At 50.4% G+C, this 19,838-nt stretch carries 18 protein-coding genes and 1 tRNA gene; all 19 read right to left on the reverse strand.

Annotated elements, in window-relative coordinates; genetic code table 11:
* Nucleotides 1-128 precede the first annotated feature (128 nt).
* The 19 genes from ACZYR9_RS22210 to yabP all read right to left on the reverse strand — a co-directional run bounded on the left by ACZYR9_RS22210 (nucleotide 129) and on the right by yabP (nucleotide 19,612).
* Entirely contained in the window at nucleotides 129-1,145 is a 1,017-nt protein-coding gene (locus ACZYR9_RS22210) for a LacI family DNA-binding transcriptional regulator (RefSeq protein WP_488980622.1), read from the reverse strand.
* A 165-nt stretch (nucleotides 1,146-1,310) separates the two neighbouring features.
* Nucleotides 1,311-2,249 (reverse strand): cysteine synthase A, encoded by a 939-nt coding sequence (gene cysK / locus ACZYR9_RS22215; RefSeq protein WP_488980623.1) that lies wholly within the window; start codon nucleotides 2,247-2,249, stop codon nucleotides 1,311-1,313.
* Nucleotides 2,250-2,365: 116 nt separating this feature from the next.
* Nucleotides 2,366-3,304 (reverse strand): peptidyl-prolyl cis-trans isomerase, encoded by a 939-nt coding sequence (locus ACZYR9_RS22220; RefSeq protein ID WP_488980624.1) that lies wholly within the window; start codon nucleotides 3,302-3,304, stop codon nucleotides 2,366-2,368.
* A gap of 69 nt (nucleotides 3,305-3,373) precedes the next feature.
* Nucleotides 3,374-4,246 (reverse strand): Hsp33 family molecular chaperone HslO, encoded by an 873-nt coding sequence (gene hslO / locus ACZYR9_RS22225; RefSeq protein WP_488980625.1) that lies wholly within the window; start codon nucleotides 4,244-4,246, stop codon nucleotides 3,374-3,376.
* Between the two features lie 48 nt (nucleotides 4,247-4,294).
* On the reverse strand, nucleotides 4,295-5,062 hold the full coding sequence (locus tag ACZYR9_RS22230) for a type III pantothenate kinase (RefSeq protein WP_488980626.1): 768 nt from the start codon (nucleotides 5,060-5,062) through the stop codon (nucleotides 4,295-4,297).
* Nucleotides 5,059-5,940 (reverse strand): carboxylating nicotinate-nucleotide diphosphorylase, encoded by an 882-nt coding sequence (gene nadC / locus ACZYR9_RS22235; RefSeq protein ID WP_488980627.1) that lies wholly within the window; start codon nucleotides 5,938-5,940, stop codon nucleotides 5,059-5,061. The genes ACZYR9_RS22230 and nadC overlap by 4 nt, the downstream gene beginning before the upstream one ends.
* The gene (nadB, locus tag ACZYR9_RS22240; RefSeq protein ID WP_488980628.1) at nucleotides 5,930-7,543 is read right to left on the reverse strand and encodes an L-aspartate oxidase; all 1,614 of its coding nucleotides are present in this window, start codon (nucleotides 7,541-7,543) and stop codon (nucleotides 5,930-5,932) included. The genes nadC and nadB overlap by 11 nt, the downstream gene beginning before the upstream one ends.
* A 41-nt stretch (nucleotides 7,544-7,584) precedes the next feature.
* The gene (nadA, locus tag ACZYR9_RS22245) at nucleotides 7,585-8,523 is read right to left on the reverse strand and encodes a quinolinate synthase NadA (RefSeq protein ID WP_488980629.1); all 939 of its coding nucleotides are present in this window, start codon (nucleotides 8,521-8,523) and stop codon (nucleotides 7,585-7,587) included.
* 292 nt (nucleotides 8,524-8,815) lie between these two features.
* Nucleotides 8,816-10,804, reverse strand: coding sequence for an ATP-dependent zinc metalloprotease FtsH (gene ftsH / locus ACZYR9_RS22250; protein WP_488980630.1), 1,989 nt, complete (start codon nucleotides 10,802-10,804; stop codon nucleotides 8,816-8,818).
* 72 nt (nucleotides 10,805-10,876) lie between these two features.
* Nucleotides 10,877-11,416: a hypoxanthine phosphoribosyltransferase gene (gene hpt / locus ACZYR9_RS22255; RefSeq protein WP_488980631.1), complete on the reverse strand. Its 540-nt coding sequence runs from the start codon at nucleotides 11,414-11,416 to the stop codon at nucleotides 10,877-10,879.
* An 18-nt stretch (nucleotides 11,417-11,434) separates the two neighbouring features.
* Nucleotides 11,435-12,865: a tRNA lysidine(34) synthetase TilS gene (gene tilS / locus ACZYR9_RS22260; RefSeq protein ID WP_488980639.1), complete on the reverse strand. Its 1,431-nt coding sequence runs from the start codon at nucleotides 12,863-12,865 to the stop codon at nucleotides 11,435-11,437.
* Nucleotides 12,866-12,925: 60 nt separating this feature from the next.
* Nucleotides 12,926-13,837 carry a serine/threonine protein kinase gene (locus ACZYR9_RS22265; RefSeq protein WP_488980632.1) on the reverse strand — a complete coding sequence of 304 codons (912 nt, stop codon included), beginning with the start codon at nucleotides 13,835-13,837 and terminating at the stop codon, nucleotides 12,926-12,928.
* Nucleotides 13,821-14,597, reverse strand: coding sequence for a vWA domain-containing protein (locus tag ACZYR9_RS22270; protein ID WP_488980633.1), 777 nt, complete (start codon nucleotides 14,595-14,597; stop codon nucleotides 13,821-13,823). Before ACZYR9_RS22270 ends, ACZYR9_RS22265 begins: the two co-directional genes overlap by 17 nt.
* Before the next feature lie 148 nt (nucleotides 14,598-14,745).
* Nucleotides 14,746-17,241, reverse strand: a complete 2,496-nt coding sequence (gene spoIIE / locus ACZYR9_RS22275) for a stage II sporulation protein E (RefSeq protein ID WP_488980634.1) — start codon at nucleotides 17,239-17,241, stop codon at nucleotides 14,746-14,748.
* A 350-nt stretch (nucleotides 17,242-17,591) separates the two neighbouring features.
* Nucleotides 17,592-17,665, reverse strand: a tRNA-Met gene (locus ACZYR9_RS22280).
* Nucleotides 17,666-17,789: 124 nt separating this feature from the next.
* Nucleotides 17,790-18,266: a S1 domain-containing RNA-binding protein gene (locus ACZYR9_RS22285; protein ID WP_488980635.1), complete on the reverse strand. Its 477-nt coding sequence runs from the start codon at nucleotides 18,264-18,266 to the stop codon at nucleotides 17,790-17,792.
* Nucleotides 18,267-18,389: 123 nt separating this feature from the next.
* A complete protein-coding gene (locus ACZYR9_RS22290; RefSeq protein ID WP_488980636.1) occupies nucleotides 18,390-18,719 on the reverse strand; it encodes an FtsB family cell division protein in 330 nt (109 codons plus the stop codon).
* A 39-nt stretch (nucleotides 18,720-18,758) separates the two neighbouring features.
* On the reverse strand, nucleotides 18,759-19,340 hold the full coding sequence (gene yabQ, locus ACZYR9_RS22295) for a spore cortex biosynthesis protein YabQ (protein ID WP_488980637.1): 582 nt from the start codon (nucleotides 19,338-19,340) through the stop codon (nucleotides 18,759-18,761).
* A complete protein-coding gene (gene yabP, locus ACZYR9_RS22300) occupies nucleotides 19,337-19,612 on the reverse strand; it encodes a sporulation protein YabP (RefSeq protein ID WP_488980640.1) in 276 nt (91 codons plus the stop codon). Before yabP ends, yabQ begins: the two co-directional genes overlap by 4 nt.
* Between the last annotated feature and the right edge of the window lie 226 nt (nucleotides 19,613-19,838).

A 19,838-nucleotide genomic window follows, 5' to 3' on the forward strand; every position in this document is an offset into this window, starting at 1 on the left:
ACATAGGGGGGGTCTTTACCCTTGCACAATGAAATCGCTTTCCCTTTTCTCAAAATTTTTGGTTGATTCATAGATTTCCTCTTCCTCCTTCAACTTCATACAAATCAACCATTTGAATGCGAAATGCTTTATTGAAAACCGCAAGACTTTCGCACCTGCAGCTTGCAATCAAAAATGTGGGACTGAAATCGCTTGGATTTCGGATTTTTGATTTGGTCGAGAAGAAACTCTGCACTCTTATATCCAATTTCATAAGTTCGCTGGGCCACTACTGTCAACGGAGGATCCATTAGGATCGTCCAAGGAGAATCATCAAAGCCGATTAACGCCAAATCTTGAGGTATTCTGATGCCTTCTTCCTTTAATATCTTCAGTGCCTCCATCGTGACCAAATCGTTTGTGCAGAGAATAGCCGTAGGCGGTTTTGGAAGACGTAAAAATGTCATCAGACTCTCTTTTGTATAGGACACCTGATCAATAAACTGAATATAATCGGTTTGCACTTCAATTTGATGTGCTTTTAAGGCTTGGACATAGCCTTCGTAACGTTCCTGTCTAGGTGATATTCCTTGGATAGTAGGAGATAAGTAAGCGATTTTTCTGTGCCCAAGTTCAACCAAATGATCGACTGCCGCTCGGGCTCCCCCAACGTTATCTGAAAAGACGCCGCTTACCTTGACATCCGGCAGCTTTCTATCGATCAGTACGACGGGAAAATTTTTTTCAATCATGTCATGCAGGAATTCATTGTTTTCTATATTGGAAGAAGCAGTAATGATTCCATCCACTTGTTTAGTCAATAACATTTCCCAATATTTCTTTTCCTTTTCCGGATTATTGTCTGTATTGCATAGAATCACATTGTAATTATGCTGGTTGCAGTAATCCTCAATCCCGCGGCTGACCGCCGTCGAAAAATAATACATAATATTAGAAACAATGACCCCTATGGTGTTTGTTTTTTTTACTTTTAAGCTCCTTGCAAGAACATTAGGCTGGTAACCGGTTTCTTTTATGACCCTTTCGATTTTCTCTCTCGTTTCTTGGCTCATAAACTCAAAACGCTTATTCAAAAATTGGGAAACGGTGCTCTTGGAAACACCGGCCGCTTTAGCTATATCTTCCATTTTAACGGTTTTCATCATGTGATCTCCTTTTGCTGACTCCGTTACTAAACCGGTTTTGATAAATCGGTTTAGTAAGTGATTTCATATTATCTTATCTCAAGATTTTTGTAAAGCGTTTTATTTCTCGTGTTTGGGCGCACTAAAAAAGCCTGCGAGGCACCAGGCCGCGCAGGCTTACTACTATTAGTCTTCGAATTGATACAGCGGAGTAGACAGATAACGCTCGCCGTTACTTGGAACAACCGCTACGACGCGCTTGCCTGCGCCAAGCTCCTTCGCCACTTTCAACGCAGCGAAAATCGCCGCCCCGGAGGAGATGCCTCCCAGGATGCCTTCTTCTTTGGCTACACGGCGGGAGGTTTCGAATGCTTCATCGTTCTCCACAGCGATAACGCCGTCGTAGATATTAGTATTCAGGATATCCGGTACGAATCCAGCGCCAATCCCTTGAATTTTATGCGGACCCGGCTTGCCTCCGGACAATACGGGAGATGCCGACGGCTCAACGGCATAGACCTTGATGTTCGGGAAGCTTTCCTTCAGAACGCTGCCGGCGCCGGTGATCGTTCCGCCTGTGCCGATTCCCGCGATAAAGGCATCCAGCTTACCATCGTGGGATTTGATGGCTTCCACGATTTCAGGTCCTGTTGTCTCGCGGTGGATTTTGACGTTCGCTTGGTTCTTAAATTGCTGAGGCATAAAGTAGCTAGGGTTCTCGGCTACAATCTCTTCCGCGCGCTTAATCGCGCCCTTCATTCCTTCTGCTCCAGGCGTCAGCACCAGCTGCGCACCGTAAGCGCGAAGGAGGTTACGTCTTTCCATAGACATGGTCTCCGGCATAACCAGAATCGCTTTGTACCCTTTAGCGGCAGCGACCATAGCCAGACCGATACCTGTATTACCGCTTGTCGGCTCCACAATGGTATCGCCCGGTTTAATGCGTCCCTCTTGTTCAGCCACATTGATCATGCTGATGGCGATGCGGTCTTTTACACTTGCACCCGGGTTTTGGAACTCGAGCTTAACATAGACCTCCGCACTGCCTTCCGGTACGACACGGTTCAATTTCACAAGCGGAGTATCCCCAATTAATTCCGTTACATTTTGTACTAGTCTGGCCATTCCGTTCTCCTCCTCAAGTTCACATCAAAATATCCGAGTATTTTGCTAGGTATTATAATTTTATCTTATCAACCCTTAAGGAGGTTGTCAATACACATTTTCGGGCACTGCTCTAGTTAGAAAGACTCGCGAATGGTCACATTCCACTTTTGTCTGAGATTCTTCAGCGTTTCATTTAGGGGCGGAGCTTCACGTAAAGCAAGCTCCTTACGGACTTGTTCGCGCAGTTCCTCCGGGCTGCCCTTGGACTGCTCCTTCCGATCCGCAAGGCGAACAATCACATAATGTCCGTCAGCCTCAACGGGCTTGCTGATTTCTCCCGGTTTTAGTGATCCGGCCGCTTTCATTACAGCCGGATGGATGAATGGATCATCATCATCAAGCCAGCCTAAATCTCCACCACTGTCCCGCGTGGCGTCGTCAAGCGAACGCTCCCTGGCTACTTGAGCAAAGCTTTCGCCCTTGGCCAAGTCATCGAGCGCTCTTTGCGCCTGATCCCGGTTGGCAGCCACAATATGCTGCAGCTTAAGCTGTATGCGGGGCTTAAACTCTTCTTGATGGGCACGGATGTAAGCTTCTACTTCCTGATCCGTAATGACAATGCCTTGAATCGTAATTTTGTCGCCAAGCAATTTGTTGTATACATCCTTCTTCAAAGCCTCGGGAGTAAAGCCAAGCTGCTCTTTCATCAATTCGTAAAACTGGCTTTCGCTGTCATAGCCCTGCTGCATCCGTTTCAGCTCCTGCTGAACTTCGCTTTCACTCACTTGAATCCCTTGCGTTTCAGCCTCTGCACGAATAACTTCCTGATCTATCATTTGGTCCAGCTGCTGACTTCCATGCTTTTGGAGCAGCTGCTCCTCTACGTCTCCGATGGTAATGTTCTTGGTTCCAACGGTGGCGACAATGCGTGCCTCTCTTCCATTCTGAGGCTGGTCCTGAATGTTGTCTGAATCGGGTGGTTGTAAGTTCTGGGCCGTCAGTACGGAGGAGAGGATGACAACGGCGATCAGCAAAACAACGATCATTCCCCATAGCACCTTTACGTTTCGCATATCCTATCCCCTCGATTGTCGCTCTCTATACATTCGGACAGAGCGCCTCCGCCCGAACGTTCTCCTGGCTTACAAGGCCTGAATAAGGATTTTCAAATCCTCCCCGCTGAAATGGTACTTTTCATTGCAAAAATGGCACACCACTTCCGCATGCCCATCCTCTTCCAGCATCTGCTCTATCTCAGAGCGCCCCAGACTAATCAGGGTCTGCTCCACACGCTCACGCGAGCATTTGCACTGGAAACGGACGTCGTCTCTGCGCTCAAGCACCTTGGCCCCGGGCAGCAGAGTTTCCAGAATGGATTCCAGCGATTCGCCACGGTCCAGCAGCGTGGTGATGGGAGGAAGAGCGCTCAGCTCCTTCTCGATTTGTCCGATTTCCTCGTCTCCAAGCCCCGGAAGCAGCTGAATAATGAAGCCTCCGGCCGTTTTGACGGTATAGTCAACGTCCACAAGCACACCCAAAGCGACAGCCGATGGGGTCTGCTCCGATTTGACAAAATAATACGTGAAATCTTCACCCAGCTCTCCGGAGACGATCGGTACGCTTCCGCGATAAGGCTCCTTTAAGCCAAGGTCTTTGGTTATATATAAAAATCCGTCTGTACCGACGGCGCCGGCCACATCAAGCTTGCCGATGGAATTGAGGGGCAAGTCGACACTCGGGTTGTCTACATAGCCGCGCACTTCCCCTTTGGCGTTCGCATCCGCTACGATCTGACCGATAGGGCCTCCGCCTTTCACTTGTACCGTCAGCTTTTCTTCACCCTTCAGCATGATACCCATCATGAGAGCCGCGGTTACCGTACGCCCCAATGCCGCTGTAGCGGTTGGCGTAGTGAGATGCCGCCGCCGGAGCTCTTCTACGATCCCGGTCGTTTTTACTGCAAAAGCCCGCACTTTCCCTTCATACGCCGTCGCTCTTATCAAATAATCCTGCATGATGCCGCTCCTTCTCTAGTACCCGAATATGGCTTTGCAGCACAAAAGTTATCCGACATTTCGTTCGTAAATGATTTGTAGTCCTTGCAATGTAAGCAGAGGATTTACCAGCTCAATGGTACGGGATTCGCTCGAAATTAATTCCGCCAGGCCGCCGGTCGCAACCACTTTAGGCTCTGAGCCGAATTCCTGTTTGATCCGGTCTACAATACCATCAACCTGGCCCGCAAAGCCGTAAATAATGCCCGCCTGCATAGATGCAACCGTATTTCGTCCAACCACGCTTTTGGGTTTGGTCAGTTCAATCCGCGGCAGCTTGGCTGCCCGCTGATAAAGGGCTTCCGTCGAAATCCCAATCCCGGGCGCAACGGCGCCGCCAACGTACTGACCGCCTTCATCAATATAATCGAATGTAGTGGCCGTTCCAAAATCGACCACGATACAGGGTGAACCATACAATTCGATCGCTGCCACGGCATTGACAATCCGGTCCGCTCCCACTTCTTTTGGATTCTCATAGCGGATATTAAGACCGGTTTTGATTCCAGGCCCGACGATCAATGGTGTTTTCTTTAAATATTTTAAACATAAATGCTCCAGCACAAACATAAGCGGCGGTACGACCGAAGAGATGATAATTCCTTCGACCTGCTCCAATTCAATATCCGCATGTCGGAACAGATTCACCATCATCATGCCGTATTCGTCCGTGGTGGCCGACCGGTTCGTGCTAAGCCGCCAATGATGCAGCAGCTGCTTACCCTCGTAAATGCCGAGTACGATATTCGTGTTGCCCACGTCAACCACCAAGATCATGCAGGATCCTCCTTCTTACCCTTCTGCTCATTCAAGTCCAGGCTGATATCCAATGACTGGACAGAGTAAGTCAACCGGCCCACGGCAATGACATCGACGCCGGTTTCAGCGACTTCACGTATATTGTCCAACGATACATTGCCCGACGCTTCTACAATGATATGCGGAGCCCGCTGTTTAATGCGCAGCACCGCTTCCTTCATTTGCTCCAGCACCATATTGTCCAGCATAATGATATCGGGGCCCGCACTTAACGCTTCATCGAGCTGTACGAAATTTTCCACTTCGATTTCAATCTTCATCGTATGAGGGATGTGAGCTCGTGCAGATTGAATCGCCTTCGCAATGCCCCCGGCTCCCTTGATGTGATTGTCCTTGATCATGACAGCATCGTATAATCCGAATCGATGGTTATGCCCTCCGCCGACGCGTACCGCGTATTTCTCCAGCATGCGGTGGCCCGGAGTCGTTTTGCGCGTATCGACCAGGCGCGAGGAACCCCCCTCCAGCCGATCGATAAACTGGCTTGTCCGGGTGGCGATACCTGACATGCGCTGCAGCAAATTGAGCGCCAGCCGTTCCCCCAGCAGAATGCTGCGGGTGCTTCCGCTAACCTCAGCAATGACGGTACCCTTGGAGACGTTATCTCCATCGTTCACTTTAGCCTCAAATTGAAGCTGAGGATCCACCTGGGCAAAAACCGCCTTCGCGACAGGAAGGCCGGCCACAACGCCGTGATCCTTTACATGAATTATCCCCTTGGACATTGAATCGGAAGGGATGGTGGTCATCGTCGTGACATCGCCCATGCCGATGTCTTCTTCCAGCCACCGTTTTAGGCTCTCATTCAGAACGGTTGGATTCAACTCAAACATCATCGCTTCTCCCTTCCTTAATTCCGTTCACCCGGTTGAACACGGTATGCTTACGCCATACCAGATCGTCCCGTTCCGGGAAATCTTCTCTGTAGTGTCCCCCGCGGCTTTCCTCCCTAATCAATGCAGCCTGGGTGGTCAAGATCCCGCATATGAGCAGATTGGCAAACTCGTACTCCTCCCGCTTGGACAAGCAGTTGTCCAAATAAGACAGGTGACGCCTAAGTTCTTCATAACCCTTGGCCAATCCCTTTGCATGCCGCTTTAGCCCTGCATAGCGAAGCATCAGCTTCTGAAGCTTCAGCTTCTTCTCAACAACCGGTTGAATCGCGTTGTCCTTTGAGCGCCGTTCCTCCCGCACATGCGGTACCGTTTCGATCGGCGAAAGCTTTTCAATCCGCTCAACAATCCGCCGTCCGAACACAATCGCTTCGGACAAAGAGTTGCTGGCCAACCGGTTACCGCCGTGAACGCCGGTAGAGGATACCTCACCGCATGCGAATAAACGCTTCACGGTGGTTTCTCCGTATAAATCCGTCTCCACTCCACCCATCATATAATGGGCTGCCGGGGCGACCGGAATCCAGTCGGACGACAAATCCAAACCGTAATTCAAGCAGAATTCATAGATGGTCGGAAACCGGCGCTTCACCGACTCATGTGATTCGTGGGTAAAATCGATATAAACAAACGTCGACTTCGTCTGCTCCATCTCGCTGACAATGGCCCGCGCGACAATATCCCGCGGCGCCAGCTCCAGTTGGGGATGGTATCGCTCCATAAAACGCTCGCCCTTGATGTTGCGGAGCACTGCACCTTCTCCCCTTACGGCCTCCGAGATCAGAAACCTCGGAGCCCCCGGGTAGCATAATGCCGTGGGATGAAACTGGACAAACTCTACATCGCGTATATCCGCTCCTGCGCGGTAGGCGATGGCGATTCCGTCACCTGTGGCTATCTCGGGGTTGGTTGTATACCGAAACAGCTGTCCTGCCCCTCCGGTGCAAAGAATCGTCGCATTGGCCCGCACGAACACCTTTTGTCCGTCCGGCTTTTGCACCAAAGCGCCATAGCATATTCCGTCATCGGTGATCAGGTCGATAACGATGTGGTCGTCCCAAATCTCAATGCTCTTCTCCTGCTTCATCTTCTCTGAAAGCGCACGTACGATCTCCGCACCGGTCGCATCGCCTTGGGCATGAAGAATACGCCGCTGGCTGTGCGCCCCTTCCTTCGTTAAGGCGTAACGGCCGTCCTCCATATCGAACTCCGTACCCATACCGATCAGATCCTTAACGCCCTCCGGACCTTCATGGACCAGAACGTCAACGGCAGCGGAAGAACACAGCCCGGCTCCGGCAATGAGTGTATCCTGCCGGTGATACGCAGGAGAATCCTCGTCCGATATCACCGCCGCGATGCCCCCTTGGGCATACCGGGTATTGCTGTCCAGCAGCGATTTTTTCGTCACCATCAGCACCCTATGCTTTTCAGCCGCTTTCAAAGCGGTAAAAAGACCGGCAATTCCCGCGCCGATCACAATGACATCCGTATAAACATGAGGAAGCTGTTCTAAATCAAAATTAACCAAGTAACGCGGAATCATTGGCTTCCAACCCACCCGTTCGAGAAGTGAAGTAGCGCATGCTACTTGACCTGCAGCATGCGCTCCAAGGATGCTTTAGCCTGATCGGCCACGTGCTGAGGCACATAAATTTGGGGACTGTTCGTCTCCAGACATTTGACCACTTTTTTCAAATTGTTCACTTTCATATTAGGACAAACCAGGTACTTTGTGGCAAAATGAAACTTCTTGTCCGGGCTGTCCAGCCGCAGCTGGTAACCGGTTCCATCTTCCGTGCCTACAATAAATTCCTGGCAGTCGGATTCCTTGCAGTACTTAATGATCGCCGTAGTGCTGCCGACAAAATCCCCAAGCTTGACAACCTCCGGACGACATTCCGGATGAACCACGAATTGCGCATTCGGATATTGGGCTTTCATTTCCTCTACATCTTTGACGGTCAGCATGTCATGGGTGTTGCAGTAGCCTTCCCAGATAATCATCTTTTTGTCTGTAAATTTGGAAACGTAGTCCCCTAAATTTTTATCGGGAACCCAGATGATTTCTTCGGAATCAACCGAGTTGATGACCTTAATGGCATTGGCTGATGTACAGCAAATATCCGTTTCTGCTTTAACATCGGCCGACGTATTAATGTACGCAACGACCTTGGCATTGGGATGCTTTTTCTTCAACTCCCGAAGACCATTAACATTGACCATGTCCGCCATCGGACAGCCGGCCCGTTCATCAGGAATAAGTACGGTCTTGTTCGGAGCCAAAATTTTTGCACTTTCCCCCATAAAATGGACGCCGCAAAAGACAATGACTTCAGCGTCGGTGGTTGCCGCCTTCTGCGCCAACAAGAAAGAATCCCCCCGAAAATCAGCGACTTCCTGAATTTCGTCCCGTTGATAATAATGAGCAAGAATTATGGCATTACGTTCTTTTTTCAACTGAGCGATACGTTCCTTCAGTTCACGCTGCTGCTCCGCTTTTCGCTCCAATGCTAATGCTTCCACTTAGGCACCATCCTTTTCTTAGCCCCCTCAGCCGCGACGAAAATGCCCTTCCTCGACTGGAGCAGCCTGGTGAAAATGTTCACAAAGCTTATAAAGATTTAAACATAATTTACACAACTGGCAGGGCTATGTCAATGCTTATATCGCCATAAAAAGACCGGAAATTGTACAAACCCGAAAAGCCTCTTCCTCCATACCGGACCATATGTCCACTTATGCCTAATGCTGCCAGCTTCAGTCCTTAAAAGAAAGAAAACCGATGCCTTTACCAAGCACCGGTTTAACCGAATCCTTATTTATCTTTATTTTTATCTTCCTCTTCGTCATTGGAATACATTTTGTCCAATTCCGATTTATTATCTTTACTTTCCTGCGGAGGCTGGCTTTGGATGTTCACTTTCACTTCCTCCGATTTGGTTTCAGAGGAATTGTCCTTCTCCAATGGCGGCAGCGAACCTTTCTCGATCAGCTCTTTGATTTGTTCCTTCTCGAGCGTTTCTCTCTCGATCAAGGTTTCCGCAACCAGACGAACCTGGTCTTGGTATTGGGTCAAAATTTCTTTGGCCCGTTCATAGCAAGCCCGGATCATCGATTGCATTTCTTGGTCAATTTCATAAGCAATCGCATCACTATAGTTCTGCTCATGCCCGAAATCACGGCCCAAGAACACCTGGCCCTGCGATGTACCGAACTGCATCGGACCAAGCTTATCGCTCATCCCGAATTCCGTAATCATACGGCGAATAATGCCGGTGGCCCGTTGGAAATCGCTATAGGCACCCGTTCCGATTTCTCCGATAAACAGCTCCTCGGATACTCGGCCTGCCAGAAGTCCGGTGACTTTATCGAGCAGCTCGGACTTCGTCTGCATCATTTTGTCTTCGCCTTCCTTCGGCAGCATCATGACGTAACCGCCTGCGCGGCCGCGAGGAATGATCGTAACCTTATGAACTACATCGGCATTTTCCACATGAAGACCAACAATCGTATGGCCCGCTTCGTGGTAAGCGACCATTTTCTTCTCCCGCTCGCTGATAATCCGGCTCTTCTTTTGAGTTCCGACGATTACGCGGTCGAAGGCTTCTTCGATCTCGGACATCGAGATGTCCTTGCGGTTGCGGCGGGCTGCAATCAGCGCTGCCTCATTAAGCAAATTCTCGAGATCCGCACCGGTGAATCCAGTCGTATAGCGGGACAATTGATCCAGCTTCACGTCTTTATTCAGCGGTTTATTGCGGGCGTGTACCTTAAGAACGGCTTCACGGCCTTTCACATCCGGACGGTCCACTGTAATTTGGCGGTCAAAACGGCCCGGACGAAGAAGTGCCGGATCAAGAATATCCGGACGGTTCGTAGCAGCGACGATAATAATCCCTTCGTTCGCGCCAAACCCATCCATCTCAACCAAAAGCTGATTGAGCGTCTGCTCGCGTTCGTCATGGCCGCCGCCCAATCCGGCTCCGCGCTGACGACCTACGGCATCGATCTCATCTATAAAAATAATACAAGGGGCGTTCTTTTTAGCATTCTCGAACAAATCGCGTACGCGGGATGCACCGACACCGACGAACATTTCGACGAAATCGGAACCGCTGATGCTAAAGAACGGCACACCGGCTTCACCGGCTACAGCTCTGGCAAGCAGCGTCTTACCTGTACCTGGAGGTCCGTTTAAAAGAACCCCTTTCGGAATACGGGCACCCACTGCCGCAAATTTGCGGGGGTCCTTCAGAAATTCCACGACTTCAACCAGTTCTTGCTTCTCTTCGTCGGCTCCGGCGACGTCCTCGAAGGTGACACGTTTCTTCTCTTCATTATAGAGCCTCGCTTTGCTCTTACCGAAGTTCATCACCTTGCCACCGCCACCTTGGGCCTGATTCAGCAAGAAGAAGAACAGAATGAAGATGATCACGAACGGAATGATGGAGGTGAGGAAACTAATCCAAACATTGTCCCCTTCCATTCTCTCGATGTAAACGTTCCCCGGGGGAATGTCGCTGGTCTCAATCAAACGAAAGATTTGCGGGTCATACGGCGCACGGGATTCGAAATTTTTATTATTCGACGATGGCGCATTTTTATATGTCCCCCGAACTAAATACGTTTGAGCATCGTACTTGACGATGATCGATTCGACATTCTTTTCCGTTAAGGTTTGTCGGAGCTGATCGTAGCTGATAATGTCTTGTTGCTCATTCTGCGTGCTGATAAAATGAACGATTCCGACGGTAACCAAAAAAATGAGCAGATAAAAGCCTGTATTGCGTATAATGCGATTCATTCCCTACCTCCTCTCAGGCAAACGGCAACTTTGTATATTGTACCACAGCAAGTCTTGGCATCTCAAGAAATGCTAATGGGAGTACACTTCCGGCTTCAATATGCCTACATACGGCAAATTGCGGTACTTTTCGTCATAGTCCAGACCATAGCCCACTACGAAGGCATCCGGGATGACGAAGCCTTTATAGTCTGCATCCAAATCGACTGTTCTACGCGCAGGCTTATCAAATAAAGCGGCGACGGTGATTGATTTCGCATTGCGTCTTTCGAGCACATCGATCAGATAGCTTAACGTCAGCCCGCTGTCGATAATATCCTCAACGATTAATACGTGACGACCTTCTACAGAGATGTCGAGATCCTTGATGATTTTGACTACACCCGACGATTTGGTTGAGGCTCCATAGCTGGAAACGGCCATAAAATCGATTTCCAGCGGTATCGAAATCTTTTTTACCAAATCGGCCATAAAAATGAACGCACCCTTGAGCACGCAGATGACCAAAGGATCGCGACCCTCGAAATCGCGGCTGATCAGCTCGCCCATTTCCTTCACTTTGTCTTGAATTTGCTGCTCGGAGTATAGTACTTCTTGAACGTCATTTTGCAAAAGAGATCCTCCTACTTCTTAAATGAAATCAATGTCCAGCTTCATATGTACCACACTCTTCGTCCCTTCGCCGGCCAACGCATGACCCGACCGCCGAACTCCGGGAAGCCAAATCATGCGTCCTTTGGCATCCGTTACAATCGGGAGCTTCTCCCTCAAACTCAACGGCAGTTTGCCGTCAATGAACATATCCTTTACCTTTTTCGAGCCTTTTAGTCCCAAGGGGCGCATCCGGTCCCCGGGATGGCGGCTTCGAAAAATGACAGGGAAGGCCAGTTCATCCGCATCGAAGCAAGCCGAGTACGGATTTCCCGTCTCCGGCTTTTCCGTTGTCCCTTTAAGCCACCGGAACTCCGCTCGAACCCCCGTCTCAGGAATCAGCAGCTCCGGCTGGTTCTTCTTGACCTCGTAGACATAAGGTGAAGGTGATAACATCATCGTATGTACGGCAATTCGATCATATTCCCTGCTGAACGTAATGTTCTGTCCGATGACCCGCCTGAAATTGGCTGGCTGCTTACGAAGCGCGGCTATCCGAATCTGCTCGATTTTTAGGAAATCGATGGATTCCGAATCGGAAGCAAGATAACTTAATATTAGTTTAATCAATCGCCTTTGTAAAGCAACATGTACCCCTTCAAACCACTTCGCACTCCAAACCCAGGAATCGTTTTCCCGGGAGACATGGGACGTACAAAGCCTCCGGGCTTCCGCTTCCAAATAGTCGTCCTCTCCGGTCATCATTTCAGCCAACCGGTTTAAAGCGGAAGGAAGCTGATCATTATACCGGGAAAGAAAAGGAAGCACATCCAACCGGACTTGATTGCGGAAATATTTGGTCTGCAAATTGCTGCTGTCAGTGCAGTAGGATAAGCCTTGCTCGGAACAATAGTGCAGAAGCTCTGATTTGTATATACGCAGGAAAGGGCGAATAAGTTCCACATCATTTTTTTCTTTACGCTTCATGGGAATGCCCGCCAATCCGGAGGGGCCTGTCCCGCGCAGTATACGCATTAAGACCGTTTCCGCCTGATCGTCCGCATGGTGTGCCAGGGCGATACGACGGGCCTGATGGCGGACAGCCGTCTCCAGCAAGAAAGCGTAGCGTTTCTCTCTAGCAGCCGCTTGCGGGTTCATCCCCGTTTCTTCAATATAGCGAGGCATGTCGATGAAGGCGGAGGCCAAAGGAATGCCCAGCCGCTGTGCCAGTTCACTTACGAGCTCCGCCTCCCTTTCGGATTCAGAGCCCCGAAAACCATGGTTCACATGGGCTGCGACAAGCTTCCAGCCATAACGATGGGACAACGCAAACAGGAGATGAAGCAGTGCCACGGAATCAGGTCCTCCCGATACCGCTACGACTACCCCGTCCCCCGGTTTGATCAGCATTTCGTCTTGTATGCACCGCTCTACTCTGGCGGATAATGATTGTGCCGTATCCATCCCCATGTCCCTCTCGCTTCCCCAAAGCCCGTTTCTTTTCATTACCCGCTTTCCAGCGTTCTGCCCCTACGGCCAAACCAAATAAACGGTCGTACCGAAAATAATTAATGAGGCGGCGAAGCAAAGCTTAATCCAATCGTCCTTTATCGGCTTTTTACGGACGGTCATGCTCCCCAGACTGCGGGCCCGCCAGTCGGCCAGCATCTGTTTTGAGCTGCCATACCGTCCCGTAAGCGCCTTGCGAAGCATAGGAGCTGCCGATGCCAGCTGCCCGCGCTCCTTCAAAAGCTCAAGCAGCCATTCGATACTCCGGTTTTGCGGCAAGATGGATGCCGCACGTTGAAACTTTTTCTCCCGGTCGGTCACTTGAAGCAGCAGCACCGCAAACGAGAACAAATCATAGCCATCATCGGCCGATCGCGTTCCCCCGTTCCAAAACCCGCGGTCATACACCTCCGTAAACTGTTTAACCGACCGGCCTTTGGCCGTTACCCCTCCGAAATCGATCAGCTCGACTTCTCCGTATCCGGTAATGATCATGTTCTCCGCCTTCAAATCTCCGAAGACAAAGCCGCTGGCATGGAGCTCCGATAGCTTACGGAGCAAATGCAGTCCGATCAGAGGAATCCAATCGGTTCCGTATTGTTTAATAAAGTCGGATAGAGACTTTCCTTTTATATATCGCATCACACAGAAGGGATAATCGACGCCCCCCTGTGAAAAATCGTCCGCTTCAACAAGCATATCCTGAAAGGAAGTCGAAGACTTCGATAACGCCTTGAGCGCATTTACTTCCGATTGATGGTCTGCCGGGTCAAAACCAACTTTAAGCGCATAAAACCGCTTGCGCCGGCTCACGAGAAACACCTTGCCGTTGGCCCCTTCGCCAAGCAATCGCTCCACCCGGTATCTGTTTTTGTTCCACTTGCCCTGAATCCAGGCTCCCACAGGGATTGCGGGATCAAACGACGTAGTCACGGAATATCCCTTCCTTGCTTGGTATAACAGTGCCGCTTGTAATCGAGAGGCTGCCGGCTGTATAAGCTGCGTCCTCTTTGTTATCATCGGCTTCTTGAGTCATAAATTGAACTACCTTCAGCAAAGCCGGACCTGTGGGTGTCGTCCCCTTCATGTTTAATTTATAAAACAATCGATTCAGATTTGCAAGCTCGCTGGTCCAATCAAGGTCCATCTCAATCTCTTGATCTCCCGATATGTTTCCCGGAAAATGAAAGACGGCTAGACGGCTTACGCCCATCCGGGACTGCAAGCTGAGCTGAAGATCTGCGATCGCATCTTTGACCGCCTGCAGCTTGGGCTTCATACTGGCGCTTGTATCGATCAACAGCGCCACCTTCAAGCTAACCGTTTCCGACAAATCGTCGATGACCCGGACGACCTCCGAACGCTGATCCGGGGGAAGCAAATCAAGCCTCGCATGTCCCAATATGCTGCGAAGCTCCCGACCGACAACCTGCTGGATCGTTTGTGCAACCGTCTTGCGCGTCATCATTTGAACCGTCGGGGACAGCTGTGAAGGCTGGACTATGCGGCTCATTCCGCCGCCTGCCCTGGCGATTTCCGCGATTTCCGCCTCGGCCGAATCGTCTGCATCACCGGCATGCAGCACACCAACCACATGAACCACAATGCCCTCGGCCTTGGCACGGGCCGCTGCTGCGGCCGGACTGATCCCAACGTTCGAGCAGCCATCCGTGATAAGAATAATCTGCTTCATCTTCCTATCCTCCCTTCTACTCTATTACATATCATTTCCAGAAGGGAGGATTCTAAACTCGGATCTCGGACAAAAAGGGGCATCCGTTCAGGGGCATACTCATCTGCCCTATCGAATGAACGGATGTCCCTTAAACAAAATGAATGGATTAGCTCACGGTCTTCGGACGCTCGATGCGCTGAATCCCGGGCCAGCGGAAGGTGGCCCATTCCGGCCGGAACTTGTCGACTCGCGCCACGACTACCGTCATATCATCATAGATTTCTCCATGATGATATCTTACCACGCGCTCGAGCAAAATGTCCGCGAAATCTTGGGGGCTGTCGGCTTCGATTTCCGAGAGCATGCGCTTCATCCACAATTCTTTATTGACGGCGTGGCCCGGCGCATCGTAGATGCCGTCGGTTACCATAATCAAAATATCCCCATGCTTCAAAGGCACGCTCACAAGATCAATGTCCATATCCTGTACAATGCCTACAGGCAAATTATTCGCCGTCACGGTAATGACCTCATTCCCCCTTTTGATAAAGCTTGGCGTCGAGCCGATTTTCATAAAGGTCGTATTCGCGCTGTACTGATCGATCAGAGCCACATCCACTGTCGCGAAGACCTCATCTGACGAGCGCAGCATCAGAATCGAATTGAGCGATTTGACCGCCAGCTTCTCGTCCATGCCGGATTGCAGCAGCTGCTGCAAAATCGAGAGCGCCGTACTGCTCTCCGCCCGCGCCCTTTCGCCATTACCCATGCCGTCACTAAGCGCTACCGCAAATTTGCCGTTGCCTAACTCCACCGTGCTAAAGCTGTCTCCGGACAGCAAATCTCCTCCTTTCGCCGCTCCGGCGATTCCTGTCTCCACCTCATATTCCTTCGCTGACCCGAATAAAACGGTACTGTAACCCTCCTTTCGCTCAAGCGATTGCTCATTTTTCACCGCAATGTTTTCCCCAAGAATATCCGAAAGCAGAGGCGCAATAATTTTACGGCATTCATCAAATCCTTTCGTATACTGATGGATGATTTCAATTTCTACATTCCCTTCATCCAGACTGATGACATCGATGCTGTGAATGGACAAGCCCAGCTCCTCCAATGCGCTGCGAATTTGCTCCTCCTGCATGAAGAGCTCTTGTCCTTCCCGCTTGATCTCCTTCGCCAAATCTTCCATGACCTGAGAAACACCCGATAGCTGCTCGGCAACTAGCTGGCGGCTGTCGATGATTTGCTTTTTCCAATGCTGGTCATTCTTGTATTTGCCATACTGCTGCTTCATCACCTCGAGTACCTGATCCGGCTTGATGCACTGCTTTTTCCATTCGGGTAAAAGATCTTTACGCGTCATGCTTTCGCGCAGCTCCACTTCCGTCATCATATCGGTCATATATTTATAAGTCTGATAAAATTTGTCATCCCAGCACTGCTGCCGCTTCCAGCAAGCTGCACACGTTTTTTCGGCCACCGAATTCATGAAGTGCCCAACCTCTTCTTCTCTGCGCATCGGCTGTACATCCACCGTAATTTGCTTGAAGCTGCGCGAAAGCTGACGGAACACTTCCGAGAACTGTTCAACACGGTTTGCCGTTACATCGCGAACCCTGCGGGCATAATCATGCTGGGATTTCAAATTCTCCTGGGTGCCGGGCACATATTTGGCAAGGGTCTGAAGGATTCCCTTGGGGGTGAGCAGGAACAGCACCAACGCAGCCACGGATTCCCAGGTAGAGCTTAGCACCTGGGATTGAGTTCCGAGGTAAACGGACAAGATGGAGGACCCAAGCAGCATGCCCAGCGCCACAGCCATCCTTCCGCCTTCCCGGAGCAAGCCCGCCAGCATTCCGGCAAAAGCGAGCAAGCTCATCTGGTAGATCGCGCTGGAGCTGGCCAAGCTAAGAATGAGTCCGGCGATCACTCCCACAGATGCCCCTAATGGGGCTCCACCGACAAGGGCGAACAGGAGGATCAAATACCGCGACATCACATGCTCCAGTGTTACCTCGCCAATGAACCACCCCACCGTCCCCGTCATGACGGAGGCAAGCAGGATAATAAGACAAATCACCTCTTCATTTTTCAGACTGTAATTTTTTCTGGTTAGGGTAAACACGGGTATGGCCTGCAGGAAAATATGAGTCAAAATCAAGCTGAGCGTCGATTCAATACAGATCATCATTAAGGCATACCACGAGAGACCGGCGGAAGCGAGGTGTGAAAACAGCTGTACAAAGAAGGTGGCGGCAAACACGATGACGGGTGCGTACGATATGTCCGAACGCTCGAACCGTTCCACTCCTCTTTGAATGAGAAAAAACACCAGCATGGAAGCTGCAATATAGCCGGCGTTCATAGGCTCCAGAGAAAACAGGCTGCCTCCGATCAGGAACAGTCCGGTCCAAAAGAGCAGCTCCCCCCTCAAGAAATACATCACGGCAAAGAAGGCGACGGCAAAGGGCGCCAGCTGCTCCAAGATCATGGCCCGGCCCAGCAGGAACGCCATCACAAGCAGCAGAATGGACCATCTCTTGGCGACTAGCGACTGGACCAGTCTGTTTTCTACGAAGAAGCTTGAAGCGGACCTTCTCTTACGTTGTACCCAACCCGACCATACCGTTCCCATCTTGGAATACATTTGACTTTTGTGCATATTATAATTACACCACCCATAAACTATTAGTGGTTCCTAGTATACGTGGTGCACTGTGGAAAGTTTGTCAGAATGAGTTGGCCGAACCAAAGTTTTTTCCGACAAAAAGAAGTTCGTCCGCGAATCCGGTGAAAGCGCTGTCCCCACTGCATTCTTCAACGTTTTTAATATCCAGTGAAAATAGAAACCGATACCTGTTCCCCTTCTTGTTCGTCGCGGACAAGCACTCTTTGCGTGACAACCTGTCGATTCGGGGAGATCATCATGGAAGATGCGACAAATATTGGAAAAAGCGAACCAAAAAAAGATCCGGCCCCACAACTTCCGTGGAGCCGGATCTGATGCTCTTATAGCGGCGGAGGGGATCGAACCCCCGACCTTACGGGTATGAACCGTACGCTCTAGCCAGCTGAGCTACGCCGCCGCAACAAGCATGAGTATATAATACCGGAGAAGGGCTTGTCAAGTCCGCTCGGCGAAATCTCTCAGAAATGCAAAAAGCCGTCCGAACTAGGTCAGCCGAACAGCTTCGTCATATCGTTTCCCGCTTAGTCCCGACGCGCGCCGCGGCCGCCTCGCTTACCCTCGGTGTTCTTCTTGAGAGAAGAAATGCGGTCCTCGCTGTCTTTCAGGAAGCGGGCCATTTTATCTTCAAAGGAAAGTCTGTTTGCGGGAGGTTTACCACCACGGCCTCCACGATCCCCACGGTCTCCCCGGTTGAAGCCTCCGCGGTCGCCTCCCTGTCTATCGAAACGAGCGGGTCTCGTCGGCGGAGCAGCATCTACCGGACGATCCACCGCTTGCTTGATGGATAAACCGATTTTGCCGTCTTTGTCGACATTAATCACTTTCACGGTCACGATATCGTTCAGCTTGAGATGATCGTTGACATCCTTGACATAGTTGTCCGCAATCTCCGAGATGTGAACAAGGCCGGTAACCCCCTCGGAAAGCTCGACGAACGCCCCAAAGTGAGTAATGCCTGTTACTTTTCCTTGCAGCTTGCTGCCCACTTCAATTGCCATAAAGTAAACTGATCCTCCCTTAAATAGTTAGCAGTGCAAAACAATACAATAATGAAGCTATGCAGATTATAACTTATGGAGAAAATACGGTCAACACAAGGCTTAGACCATCATTTGCTTGGGTTATTTCTGTGGCGGCTTCGGGGTATAAAATAATGTTTCTCCTTGCTTTACATAATGCAGTTCTTTACGAATTTTTTGCTCTACGTACTCCGGGTCGTTGAGCCTTGCGATTTCACGCTGTAGGCTGTCATTGATCTGCTGCGTTTCCGCTTGCTTCTGCTCAAGAGCGCTTAATTTTTCTTTACGGTCGCCGATTTTGCCGACCTGGTCCCACAGGGTAATGCCGGCCCAACACAAAAAGCAAGCTAGCACCAGCATCACGAAGCGGCGTCGGCGGTACGAGCCCTTGTTTTGCGGCTCACTATGGTTTGCTTTAGAAGTTGCCTGCATGAACCTTGAATCCTCCCAGGTTGCGATAAGAGCCGAATCTTATCTGAATTTTTTCAGCCAAGCTGCGACAGTTGTCATGATTTGCTTCATCCATGCGGGAAGGAGAATCCTTGCGCGAATCCACTGACCAAGCGGCCTTACCAGCCACAGCAGCAATTTCCACACAGGATAACATAATTGTATCACAGTTTTATAAAGGAAAATAGTCACCGCGAGCAAAAATCCTAAAAAGATCATCAAAAGACGATACAATCCGATCACAGGTTTAATCATAAACAGCTGGATCAGCTGCTTGCCGATGCGCATAGCAGCCAGCACCATCCGGATGATAACCCGAATTACCCAAATCACCGAACGGCTAAACACCAAAAAATAAAAAATGACGCCGATGCCAAGGCCAATAAAAATAAACGGGCGAACCTCGCCCCAATTGCTTTCATAAAGAAGCCGGAACACAACCAGCGTGCCGATGAACCAATACAGGAGATCCAGAACGGCTTTCAGCCAAGAGGGTACTTTCAGCTGGCCAGCAAGTACCCGGTACAGGTCGAACAGCGCGCCCAAGGCGAGCCCTCCTGCAGACATCATGCCCAGCGTTACAAATTGAATCTGCAGCGTCACTTAAACAGCTTACCGAAAAATCCCTTGGTTTTGCCCTGGGAGTTTGTATCCACATACGCCAGCTCGTTTACATACCCTTCAATCGCGACCAGGCCCTGCTCGAGACTTAAATTTTTGATATGTAAATTTTGCCCCTTGATCATCAGATACCCGCACTCGGTCTCCAGCAAAAATTCCTCGCTATCGAAGCTCTCTACATTGAGCACTCCGGATACCTCCAGCAGCTTGCGATTGAGCATTCTGATCTCCTGGCGCTTCACCTTCCCCGGCATTTCTACCACGGCACGTCCCCCTCCTCGTCGCTTTGACCAACCAAAATCTGTTACTATAAACCTATGGGGGTCGTCCGAGGTTTAGAACCGCCGATCGGGAATCGAGTAGGAGGGGGCGCCTAGCCCCCGACCTCTCACACCACCGTACATGCGGGTCCGCATACGGCGGTTCCAAAAGGTTAACAAAGCTCTAAATAACGAGAAAGCAAACTTCTCAGCCCTTTCG

The organism is Paenibacillus sp. F024 (assembly GCF_057814255.1).